Source organism: Brevibacillus sp. BD137 (genome assembly GCF_041644655.1).
In the GTDB taxonomy this organism is placed as follows: Bacteria; Bacillota; Bacilli; order Brevibacillales; family Brevibacillaceae; genus Brevibacillus; species Brevibacillus brevis_D.
On the sequence record NZ_JAOTNO010000014.1, the window covers coordinates 139,087 to 150,899 of the forward strand.

Consider the following 11,813-nt stretch of genomic DNA (forward strand, 5'->3'; position numbering starts at 1 on the left):
CTCCTTTGCCTCTAGTATTCATTTTCAAATCGTGTTCAAAAAGTCAGTTCTTTGAACTACCTCTTTTTTAACGGATTGTGAGCCACTCAGCGATTGGGCCGAGAGCAAGCACAGGCAGGAATGTCAGTGCGCCTACAATCAACACAGTCGCAATCAAAATCACCGTGAATACACTATTGTCTGTGCGCAGTGTACCCATCGTTTCCGGCACCGGCGTTTTTGCGAGCAAGGAGCCTGCTACCGCCAGCATCGTAATGATCGAGACGTATCGGCCAAACAGCATGACGAGTCCGGTAGAAATGTTCCAGAAAGGCGTGTTGTCGCCCAATCCTTCAAAACCGGAACCGTTGTTGGCTGCGGAAGAAGTGTACTCGTACAGCACTTGTGAAATGCCGTGGAAGCCTGGGTTCGACACTGCGGACGATCCCATTTCTGTTGCCAATGCAATGGCGGTTGGCGCCAAAATAATCAGGGGATGAGCGAGAATCGCGATGGCGATCAGCTTCATCTCTTTTCCTTCAATCTTGCGGCCGAGGAATTCAGGCGTACGCCCTACCATCAAGCCCGCCAAGAATACAGCCAAAATCGCATACATCAAAATGTTAATTGTTCCGACGCCATCTCCGCCGAATACGCAGTTGAGCATCATTTCACCAAGCGGAACCAAGCCGCCAAGTGGTGTCAATGTATCGTGCATGTTGTTCACGGTTCCTGTCGTTGCCGCTGTTGTCACGGCGGTGAACAAGGCGCTTTGTGCGATGCCAAATCGGACTTCTTTTCCTTCCATGCTACCCATTTCTTGTGACAGGCCAGCCCGCTCGAGCGCAGGGTTGCCGTTTCCTTCATTGGCATATGCCGTGATCAGGAACGCCAGGAACATCATGAACATCGCTCCAAAAATAACCCAGCCTTGCTTGCGGCTCTTCGCCAAGAAGCCGAATGCGAACGGCAGTGCCGCCGGGATCAAGAACATCGACAAAATTTCGATCACGTTAGTTAGCGGTGTCGGGTTTTCAAACGGATGCGAAGAGTTTACCCCGAAGAATCCGCCCCCGTTCGTTCCTAAATGCTTAATCGATACGAGTGAAGCAACGGGACCACGAGCGATTTGTTGCTCTGTTCCGCTAATGGTTGTCGCTGTTGCGGTCGGCTCCATCGTCTGTGGCACTCCTTGGGACACCAAGAGCAATGTCACGACAATCGCCAGTGGAATCAGTACACGTGTATGAGCACGTACTAGGTCTACGTAGTAGTTACCGATGCTGCGTTGTCCAGTCAGCCCGCGCATAAAGGCCATTACGACCGCGATCCCTGTCGCTGGCGTCGTAAACATCAGGTAAATAATGACCAGCATCTGCGATAGATACGACAATCCACTCTCCCCGCTGTAATGCTGAAGATTCGTATTCGTCAAAAAGCTGACAGCTGTGTTAAAAGAAAGCAACGGCTCCATCGCCGCGATTCCACTCGGATTTCCAGGTAACATCCCTTGCAAACGAAGCAAGAGATACGCAATAGCTACCATCGAAATATTGCTGACCAGAACAGCCATTGCGTACTGCTTCCAGGTCATATCTGCTACGCGAATGCCAGACAGCTTGTATATCGCTTTTTCCAGCCCGCCAAAAACACGGTCCAATCGGGTCGTCTCCAGCGAAAAGGAGCGTGCCAAATATTTTCCCATTGGTATGGCGAGCACGAAAAGCACCACCAAAACCAACGCTATTTGTATAAAGTCCACGACAGTTCCTCCTACTCCCTCTAAAAAATGGTTCCAAATAAGCGAATGATTCGGGTAATCCCTAGTATTTTTCCGGGTAAATCAATGCGTGGCACAGGTACATCGCAAGCCCTGCCATAATCAAAAGCAACCAGATCATTTCTCTTTCCCTCCCTGTTCTCTTACCACGGCGTCACAAAACTTGATGAGTGCAAAAAATACACCGAATGAAAGCGCCAAGAGCAGTATGGAAACCACGTCCATGCCATGTCCCTCCTTTTTTCTGGTACTGACTATCCCGTAAAGTCTGGCCGACTCGTCTCTTTCGCTTCCCCCTGCACAGGCTTCCTTTTTTGAAAAAAACCTGCCATTTGGGAAAAAAATAGACCAATGCTTACGATTTCCCCGAAAGATCGCCACATTTGACCGAGCGAAAGTAAACAGACGAAACAAGTCGCCCGCCTTTTCGCGGCAAATCAAAACGATCCTTTGTATCGGAGAAAAAGTACTCATTGGTCTACCTAACGCCCAGCCGACTTGAAGTTGCCTTCTTTGCGTTTTGTCTCCCGTTTCCTTTTTCCAAAAACAGCTATTTACTTGTGAGTAAAACGGTCATTGGCCGTTTTTGAGCAAAACGAAAAGACCTGCGTAACGTTTCGAGTCAACCCTTGTTGTCCCTCAATGGATAACAAAAAGGCCTCCTCAAATAGGCGGTCTTTAGACCTCCCTCGCTTTAGCCGACGAAGTTAGCTGACGGGTAGGATGGCGAAAGAGTTTCTCATCCCTCCCACGATTCATTCGTGGGATTAACCCCTACTGATTGGGTCCTCCGTTCCCGAGTGCCTCGGGATTTGGCCATATTTTGCAATTGTTGGTTACGAATCTCATTATACGTCCGGCATAATCGGATGTTAATGTCCTATTTCAGTCTTTTTCACACGATTTTTGCATTCTTTATCCGTGTAAGCGGTTTAAACCTATCAGGCCTCATCCGATCATGATATTTCATCGTTTCTCTTGCGTTTTCACATTATCAGCCTATTTGTTTGACAGCCCCAAGACTGCTGAGTAATATTAGGCACAATGATAAATTATGGGAGGTATGGCGTTTGGCCATCTCTAACAAGAAAAAGCTTGAAGCTGAAATCAGCGAAGCATTCATAAAATTTCAACGCGAACTAATTGGACGAGGTCCGCAGGAAGCGAAGACCTACATCGTAGGTGATATGGTCATCGCAAGGTTCAAGGGCGTTCTCACCGTCGAAGAAAAGCATCTGTCCAGTCACGATAAAGGTCGCCGCATCGTCAAAGAAATGCGCGAGGTTCTACGTGAAATGTACAGCGAAGAATCAGAAGAAATCGTAGAAAAGCTGACCAGCTGTAAGGTACTATCGAGTCATAGCGACATCAGCACGAAGATGGGTGAACGGATCGAGGTTTATGTATTGGACAAGGACCTCGAAAAAATGTTGGGCTAATTTTACGAAAACAAGGCTCCACCTCATGTGCAGGCGGAGCCTTTTCTATTCCTCTCTTAGCCACTCATCTGTTCAGCCAACCAGCCGTAGCCCTTATACCCGGGCTGGCTCACGATGACGTGATTCGCCCCGAGCACCTTGTATAACATCGCGTTCCGATGCTCCTGTGTCATCACAAAAATCCGGCAGGAGCCCAGTTGCCTGAACAGTGTAACAAAGTCGCGTCCCTCCGCCCACTCATCAGGAAAGATGTAGACGGAATGGTAGAGCAGCAAGGATTCCTGATCGCGGTAGCACTCGTCAAATGAGATGGGCAAAAAGCGCTGAATCGTCTTGTCGCTAGACCTCACCGTCAATGAAAGGGCACCGGGATTCCTTCCCCAAAATGCAGGCAAACTGTCGCAGCATAGTGTCTGAACAAATGAAGTGAAAGCTTCCCCTTTGCCCATTACGAAATAATGCTTCATAGCAGCACCTCCCCTTTCTTATTGGAGATCCTCAATGGACGAGATGTTCATGTACGAAGGTACCACGAGTCCGATTTTGGTTCCTTCGAGATTCGGACCCAAATCCTCGATTTGCCCACCAAATTTTTTCAAATAACTCGTATCTGTAGACGGCAACCAAGCCGCAACTATCCCATCTACATCTCCAATGGCCACACCTGCCCACATCGGTCCAGTCTGCACCTGGCTCAATTCGACTTCATACCCCAGCTTCTGCTCCAGCACATGCTCTACGACGTGCGTGCTGGCAATCTCGGAATCCCATGCTACATAAGCGAGAGTCAGCTTCTCTTTTTGGACAGGCTGTATGCCCTCCACCCATTTCGCTACTTTGGCTTCGTTGTTTTTTACCCATTCAGCAGCGGCCACTTCCGGATCTTTTCCGTCAATCATTTGGACCATGACTGACTCCATATCGGCTGGCTCCCAGCAGAACTTATCGAGAAATTGATAGGCAGCAGGCTGATCCTCTTTCAGCCCTTTGCGCACGATGGTATGGATTTGTTCTGTTCCACCAAAGCCGTTCTTCGGGTCCGCCAAGTATTTCAGATCCATCTTTTTAAACATCCAATGCGGCGTCCAGCCCGTAATGATAATCGGTTCCTTCGCCTCGTACGCCTTGATCAAAGCTGCTGTCATTGCTGCATCTGAGCCTTCGACAAGCTGCCATTTATCCAAGCCATACAGGTTCATGACTTCCTCTGTCTTCACCATCGAGCCTGCTCCCGCGTCGATTCCGATGATTTTGTAGTCGAGCTTTTCTCCTAACGCGTTGTCCGACGTCTCAGAAGCAATAGGACCGACCACCGTTGCTGTCGGTATTTGTGTGTTTGTGTTTTGACTGGAACAGCCTGCGAGCCAAGCTGTTGCTCCCATCATCACTGCCAGTAAAGTTGGAACCGTTTTGTTCATCATGTATTTCTCTCCTTTTTTCCTGCATGTTGAGTAAGCCGATCCAAGACGATAGCGATAATCACGATCGATAGCCCTGCCTCGAATCCTCTTCCTATGTCCACTTGCGAAACGGCACGATACACATCTGCCCCCAAGCCTTTCGCCCCGATCATAGCCGCTATGACCACCATCGAAAGGGCGAGCATGATGCACTGATTGACGCCCGCCAAGATCGTCGATTTCGCATACGGCAACTGCACTTTCACGAGCTTTTGCCACCCAGTTGCGCCAAAGGCGTTCGCCGCTTCCTCCATTTCCGCTGGGACCTGGCGTATGCCTAAATTCGTGAGACGCACGATTGGCGGCAAAGCAAAAATAACGGAGGCAATGACTCCCGGCACCTCGCCCAAGCCGAAGAAAAAGATCGCTGGAATCAAATAAACGAACGCTGGCATCGTCTGCATCAAATCCAGTACTGGCGTAACTAGATTGCGAAACGTATCGTGTCTCGCGCAAAGAATGCCCACCGGAATTCCGATAGCGATCGAAATCATGGTGGCAGTGAGGACGAGTCCCACTGTCTCCAACGTTTCATCCCAGTACCCCAAGTTGTTGATGAGAGAAAGTCCGATTACCGTAAAAACCATGGACGCTCTCCCTGCAAAAACCCACGCAGCGGCCCCTAGCAGCAAGATGAGAATCAGCCAAGGTATCTCTGCCAAAACCGTGGAGCAGTAAGTCACCATTGTGGAAATAACGATAGATATTGGATCAAACAATACCCCTTTGTACTGACCCAGCAATGCTACGAACTCTTCCACCCATTCGCCAATCGGCAGCTTAGGCACGGCGTCCATCACTCATCACCTCTGCTCTCTGATGCTCTTGGACATTGACTTTACCTACCAGCCCGCCTAGTACCGCTCCTTTTACGATGACACCCAACAAACGCTGCTGCTCGCCCACAACCGCAATCGGAACATGCAGGTCTGCCATCATCGGGAACAAACTGTGCAGACGTGCGTCAGGTGAAACGGTAGGGAGGTCGGTTTTCATAATCGTCTCCAGCGAATGTCCCGTACTGATCGCGAGTGATACGTCATACGCCGTAATCAAGCCGAGCAGTGTGCGCTTTTTGTCCACGACGTACAAGCTGGACACGCCGTTATCCATCATGAGTTGCAGCGCCACTCGCGCCCCTTTGTCAGGCGTGATTGCTTCTGCCCGTTTCATCACATTTTCAGCAACGAGCACCCTGGACAGGTCGGCATCCTCCACGAACTTCCGCACGAATTCATCCGCTGGGTCTGCCATGATCTCTTCCGGGCGGCCGATCTGAATGATCTGCCCGTCTTTCATAAAGGCAATCCGATCGCCCAGCCGCAACGCCTCGTGCAAGTCATGTGTAATGAACAGGATCGTCTTTTTCATCGTCATCTGAAGCTCCAACAGCTCATCCTGCATATCTTTTCGAATGAGCGGGTCCAATGCACTGAACGCTTCGTCCATCAAGAGAATATCTGGATTATTAGCCAACGCCCGCGCCAATCCGACCCGCTGGCGCATCCCTCCGCTCAATTGATCCGGGTACGCATTTTCCCACTCGGTTAATCCAACGAGCGCGAGCGCTTCCCTAGCTTTTTCTTGCCGGAGCTCTGGTGGTACTTGTTGAATCTCCAAACCGAACTCGACGTTTTCTCGTACCGTCCGCTGCGGAAACAGGGCGAAATTTTGGAAAACCATCCCGAGCTTCTTCCTCCGCACCTCGCGCAAAGCCGTCGCCTTCATGTCCACGATCTCTTCCCCATCGATCTCGATGCTTCCACTCGTTGGGTCAATCAGTCGATTACACAGTCGGATCAAGGTTGATTTGCCGCTGCCGGACAGGCCCATGATGACGAAGATTTCACCTTCCTCGACTTCAAAGCTGACCTGATTGACCCCGATGGATTGGCCCGTTTGCTTGTAAATTTGTTCTTTCGTTCGTCCTTCTGCCAGCAGCTTCAAGGCCTGCTCGGGCTGCTTACCAAACACTTTTGTCAGTTGATCGACTTTCATTTTGGGCATGGTATCCCTCATCCTTCGTTTTTTCGTAAATGTAAAAAGCCCGCGAAGCTTCCACACTCAAGCCAAATCAAGCAGGCACGCTTGATTTTTACTCGTGTAGAAAATCCGCAGGCTTACGTAATACCTGGCGTCCCTTTTCAGGACTCCCTGTACTCTGTCTTCCTGATTTCGATTGTCAGCGGTTTATGTCGTACCGATTGCCTCCAAGCGATCCACACCATTTCCTTCACGACTGTATCGCGTAAGCTGCTCGTCGGTATTTCCATAAAAAATAGACCGATCCATCCTTTTCCTCCAGAACAAAGGTCCCAAAGAAAAAGCCTGTATCAGCCTATCACACGCCCGCAAGGAATCCCCTTGTTGCGCATAAAATGCCTAGACTTTATCCATCCATGACCTTCCCTGCTTTGGCCGACGAGGTTAGCTGACGGGTAGGATGGCAGAGAAGACATTTCCTCATCCCTCCTGATCACTCAGGATTAACCCCAAAAGATTGGTTCCCCCGCTTCCGAGAATCTCGGAACTAGGCCGTATGTGTTGTTTCTTGTTTGAGCTTGATTGTGATTTGAATTATACGCTCGCTTCCAGTTATTGTGAACGTTCGTTTAGCACGGTTTTAACCGGACTTTGTCTTTCTTTATGATTCGGATTGGATTAGCTTACGGTTGCTCATTCGATTAAAGAAATCGTGCGTTATTCTCGCTCGCTGGTGGGGTGGGGAGGAAACAGGAGAAAACGCTCAGATTCTTGGAACCCCTGCGCGGGAGCATGAGGTGCCCGGCTCCGTGAAAAAAAACGAAACCGCGTCCAAAGTAGTCCATCAGGATGTAGTTCAGAGGTGGACGCTAAAGGCAGTTTCGCTTTTTTTCACTACGCCTCGGTAGGGGTGTCCAAAGATCTTCGCTTATTTCTCCTGTTTCCTCTACGAGCTGATGAGGTTCTACATGCTTTTTAAAAGACCTTTGGAATGATGCTCTCAAGATGTAAACAACAGCCACTTGGGAAGAAGAACATTTCCAGTCCTAGCGCCTCTGGAGCCCTACTTAGCTCCGAAATGAATGGCGGGGGTTTTCAGCTTCAACCTCTGAGATTACTTCCTCGAAACTCTACTTTTGAAGCGCTCCCGACATTCATTTCGGAGCGGACAGTCCAACCCCTTGCGGGGCGTAGGCCGAAGCGTAGACTGGAAATGGGCTTCTTCCCCCTCCACTACAGCAACTTTTACCTCAATACCAAAAAGCTCCTGCCTCATTGATTCAGGCAGGAGCTTCTTTTTCAAAGACACGATGATTAAACGACGTCGTAGCCTTGGTCTTCAATAGCTTCTTTTACTGCATCGAGAGTCAAGTTGCTCTCGTTGTAGGAAACCTCAACCTTTTTTTCAGCCAGGTTTACTTTGCCTTCTGCACCCAACTCTTTCAATGTGTTCTCGATGCGCGCTACGCATTTGTTGCAAGACATGCCTTCTACGTTCAATGTGATATTTGTCATCATCAATCTCTCCTTGCATTTTATGTTGTATAGGTAAGGCGGACGAAGCCGCTTGTTACTGTTGTTACAGCTTCACTCGTTGCAGTCTCAGTGCGTTGAGTACGACGGATACGGAGCTGAAGGCCATTGCGGCACCGGCAAGCCATGGAGCGAGTAAGCCGATTGCGGCAATTGGGATGCCCAAGGTGTTGTAGGCCAATGCCCAGAACAGGTTTTGCTTGATGTTGCGGATGGTGAGCTTACTCATCTCGATGGCGTCTGCGACACTAGTCAGTTCGCCGCGCATCAGGGTAATATCGGCTGCTTCCATCGCCACATCAGTACCTGTACCGATTGCCATACCGACGTCAGCGGTAGCGAGTGCAGGAGCATCGTTGATACCATCGCCGACCATCGCGACTTTTTTGCCTTGTTCTTGCAGTTTTTTCACTTCTGCAGCTTTGCCTTCAGGCAGGACTTCTGCGATGACGTGATCGATTCCTGCTTCACGGGCAATGGCCTCGGCAGTTTGACGGTTGTCACCGGTCATCATGATCACAGTCAATCCCATTGCTTTCATGCGCTGAACCGCTTGCTTGGAGGTTGGTTTGATCGTATCCGCTACGGCAATCAAGCCAGCGAGCTTGCCTTCGACGACTGCGAGCATCGCCGTTTTACCGGAGCGCTCCAGTGCCAGCATGGTATCAGACACTGCTTGGTACGAAATTTGATGTTTTTCCAGCAAACGGCGGGTACCGACGAGTACTTCTTTGCCGGAGACGGTAGCCTGAATACCGAAACCAGGAATGGCTTCAAAAGAACCTGTATCGGACAGTGTGATTCCTTTATCCGCAATACCGCGAACGATGGCTTGAGCCAATGGGTGCTCGGAGTTTTTCTCAGCGGCACCGACCAAAGAGAGCAGCTCTTGCTCTTCGATATCAATGGCGATGACGTCTGTCAGTTCTGGCTCACCTTTGGTTACAGTCCCTGTTTTATCGAGGATGATCGTATCCAGGTGGTGAGCCGTCTCCAGATGCTCCCCGCCTTTGAACAGGATGCCCAGCTCAGCTGCGCGTCCAGAGCCCGCCATGATTGAGGTCGGTGTTGCCAGACCGAGGGCGCATGGGCAAGCGATTACGAGTACGGCAATTGCTTTTTCCAAAGCCTCACCGAAGTTGCCAGGTATAACGAAGAAGTACCAGATCAAGAAGGTAAGAATAGCAATCCCTACTACGATTGGGACAAAAATCCCGGAGATGCTGTCAGCTACACGCTGAATCGGTGCTTTTGTTCCTTGTGCTTCTTCCACTACTTTAATGATTTGCGCCAGAGCCGTTTCTTTTCCGACTTTGGTTGCCTGGACCTTCAAAAAGCCGTTTTTGTTCAAGGTGGCGCCGATGACGGTATCGCCTGCGGCTTTATCCACTGGAATACTTTCGCCAGTCAACATGGACTCATCTACTGCGGACTGCCCTTCCATGACGATGCCATCGACAGGTACTTTGTCGCCCGGCTTCACGTGAACGACGTCGCCCAGTCTCACTTCTTCTACAGGAATGGTCATTTCTACGCCATCCCGTACGACTACTGCTGTTTTTGCTTGCAAGCCCATCAGCTTGCGGATCGCTTCCGAAGAACGTCCCTTTGCTTTCATCTCAAACAGTTTACCCAAAACGATCAACGTGATCAGTACCGCACTGGTCTCAAAGTACAGCTCCAGCATGTGGCCACCATGAGCACCGATGGAGTTGATCGCGACCCATAAACTATAGAAATATGCTGCCGAGGTACCGAGAGCAACCAGCACATCCATGTTGGCACTCTTGTTGCGAAGGGCTTTGAAAGCTCCGACGTAAAACTGTGCTCCGATGATGAATTGTACCGGTGTTGCCAATGCGAGCTGTACCCACGGATTCATCAAGCTTTCAGGCAGCCAGATAAACGAGGTGAAGGAAAAGTGGCTCACCATCGACCAGAGCAGTGGGAGCGACAGAATCGCGGAAATCCAGAACTTGCGGGTCTGCCGTTTGATTTCTTCCTGGCGACGATCTACTTTTTCTTCTTCTTTTCCATCTTCCTTGCGAGTCGCCTGATACCCTAGCTTCTCTACCTTTTGAATAAGGTCCGTCACACTTACCTGTGAGGAATCGTACTCGACAGTGGCTGTTTCCATCGCCAGGTTCACGTTTGCCTTTAGAACCCCAGCTGTTTTGTTCAAGCCTTTTTCGATCCGTGTGGAGCAAGCTGCACATGTCATTCCCGAGATGTTTAGCTCCACTTTGTCAGTGACGACGCCATAGCCGAGCGATTCAATTTTGGAGCGGATGTCGTCGATGTTCGTTTTCGTTGGATCGAACACCACTGTGGATTTTTCCAAAGCCAGATTGACGTTGGCCGTCTCCACTCCCTCCATTTTTCCCAAGCCCTTTTCAATGCGCAGTGCACAAGCTGCGCAAGTCATCCCTGAGATTGCGACTGTTGCCTCTGCTGTTTTGGCACTCATTATAATCCCTCCAAATACCCTTATAGGGTATATTTTATCGTATCGTTTCCCTAACGTTGTTTCCTGATCACACCTTTACTATACAATACCCCCTAAGGGTATATCAAGTGCTTTTTTCAATTTTTTTCTAAATGGGCTTTACGTGCTGAAGGAGTGACTAACAGCGCATCACTTACGTATTCATTCAGAGTAAAATCATTCAGACACAAATGGCTTTAAGGAGATTGAAATGATGGAAACGAAATCACGGAAAATCATCTTAGTTGGGACCATATGCTATACGATTTTCATTTTATTTTTTATGTTCTTTGCGTTTAACAGGCTCGACGGTGCAACTAGTATAGATGGATACACCTTTATCCTTGTCCCAGAAGGAGTACCACTTACATTTCCGGAACTAAATTATTCATGGATTGTTGATTTCGGAAACGTTGCTGCTTTTATCCCTTTTGGAATATTATTTCCCCTGTTGTATCGTGTAAGATTTGGGAAGTTCATATCCTTGTTTGTCTTAGCGATTTTCGTTCTAGAGACAGTTCAGGCTTTAACCTATCTTGGTAGCTTTGATGTAAATGATGTGATATCCAATACAATAGGGGCAGCGATTGGTTATGTTGCCTATCGAGTTGGATTTACTTCAAACATTTCTTATAAAAAGCTCATGGCCTCGGCTCTAACTATTGTTGTACTTGTATTTGGAGTCATGGTTGTCTCTGAAATCCTCAAAAAAACAGAAGGCCCCATTCAATCATTAACGGTTATGAAAGAAATGACAGGAACTACACCTATGACTGAGAATCTCCCAAGCTTTTCGGTAGCAGGTGAGCGAATAGAGCCGAAAATGAACGTGTATAGCAGTGAAGGGGAATCAACCAAAACATACAACTATATTCTGGGGAACCAAAAAAATGTCTGGCTTTCTTTCTATTTCGGCATTCCCGACAATGGAGACGTTAAGGGTGAAGCCAAAATCATCGTAGATGGACAAGAAATAACTCAGTTAAACGAACAATCCTATCAAGGGGCAGAAGCTTTAAGGGAAATGCCTTTTAACGAGGTAAACGAAATTACCATTATCGTTTCCGGAAACGCTAAGCTGTGGGATGTTGGAATCCGTGGAATGCAACATTGGTGGGAGTGAGTAAAATAAACGAAACGAGCCCTAGAAGCGA

Annotated in this window: 9 protein-coding genes and 2 riboswitches; of the genes, 2 read left to right on the plus strand and 7 right to left on the minus strand. The window is 48.9% G+C overall.

The features are described 5' to 3' along the window. Positions 1–67 precede the first annotated feature (67 nt). Positions 68–1,741, minus strand: coding sequence for a potassium-transporting ATPase subunit KdpA (gene kdpA, locus ODZ53_RS24430; RefSeq protein WP_372680682.1), 1,674 nt, complete (start codon positions 1,739–1,741; stop codon positions 68–70). Between the two features lie 699 nt (positions 1,742–2,440). Beyond that, a riboswitch (cyclic di-AMP (ydaO/yuaA leader) is annotated at positions 2,441–2,587 on the minus strand. 242 nt (positions 2,588–2,829) lie between these two features. Between kdpA and ODZ53_RS24435 the strand changes: the two genes are divergently transcribed. Next, the gene (locus tag ODZ53_RS24435; RefSeq protein ID WP_012684130.1) at positions 2,830–3,198 is read left to right on the plus strand and encodes a Na-translocating system protein MpsC family protein; all 369 of its coding nucleotides are present in this window, start codon (positions 2,830–2,832) and stop codon (positions 3,196–3,198) included. Positions 3,199–3,254: 56 nt separating this feature from the next. On the opposite strand, the gene ODZ53_RS24440 is transcribed toward ODZ53_RS24435, so the two are convergent. From ODZ53_RS24440 to ODZ53_RS24465, 6 genes are all read right to left on the minus strand, one after another. Next, entirely contained in the window at positions 3,255–3,665 is a 411-nt protein-coding gene (locus ODZ53_RS24440; RefSeq protein ID WP_372680684.1) for a hypothetical protein, read from the minus strand. Positions 3,666–3,683: 18 nt separating this feature from the next. Then, positions 3,684–4,619, minus strand: a complete 936-nt coding sequence (locus ODZ53_RS24445; RefSeq protein ID WP_372680686.1) for a glycine betaine ABC transporter substrate-binding protein — start codon at positions 4,617–4,619, stop codon at positions 3,684–3,686. Beyond that, on the minus strand, positions 4,616–5,455 hold the full coding sequence (locus ODZ53_RS24450) for an ABC transporter permease (RefSeq protein ID WP_372680688.1): 840 nt from the start codon (positions 5,453–5,455) through the stop codon (positions 4,616–4,618). Before ODZ53_RS24450 ends, ODZ53_RS24445 begins: the two co-directional genes overlap by 4 nt. Continuing rightward, the gene (locus ODZ53_RS24455; RefSeq protein WP_372680690.1) at positions 5,439–6,665 is read right to left on the minus strand and encodes a quaternary amine ABC transporter ATP-binding protein; all 1,227 of its coding nucleotides are present in this window, start codon (positions 6,663–6,665) and stop codon (positions 5,439–5,441) included. The genes ODZ53_RS24450 and ODZ53_RS24455 overlap by 17 nt, the downstream gene beginning before the upstream one ends. A gap of 393 nt (positions 6,666–7,058) precedes the next feature. After that, a riboswitch (cyclic di-AMP (ydaO/yuaA leader) is annotated at positions 7,059–7,205 on the minus strand. Positions 7,206–7,955: 750 nt separating this feature from the next. Beyond that, entirely contained in the window at positions 7,956–8,156 is a 201-nt protein-coding gene (locus ODZ53_RS24460) for a copper ion binding protein (RefSeq protein WP_047073809.1), read from the minus strand. A 64-nt stretch (positions 8,157–8,220) separates the two neighbouring features. After that, positions 8,221–10,641: a heavy metal translocating P-type ATPase gene (locus tag ODZ53_RS24465; protein WP_372680692.1), complete on the minus strand. Its 2,421-nt coding sequence runs from the start codon at positions 10,639–10,641 to the stop codon at positions 8,221–8,223. A 229-nt stretch (positions 10,642–10,870) separates the two neighbouring features. Between ODZ53_RS24465 and ODZ53_RS24470 the strand changes: the two genes are divergently transcribed. Further along, positions 10,871–11,782, plus strand: a complete 912-nt coding sequence (locus ODZ53_RS24470; protein ID WP_372680694.1) for a VanZ family protein — start codon at positions 10,871–10,873, stop codon at positions 11,780–11,782. Positions 11,783–11,813 lie beyond the last annotated feature (31 nt).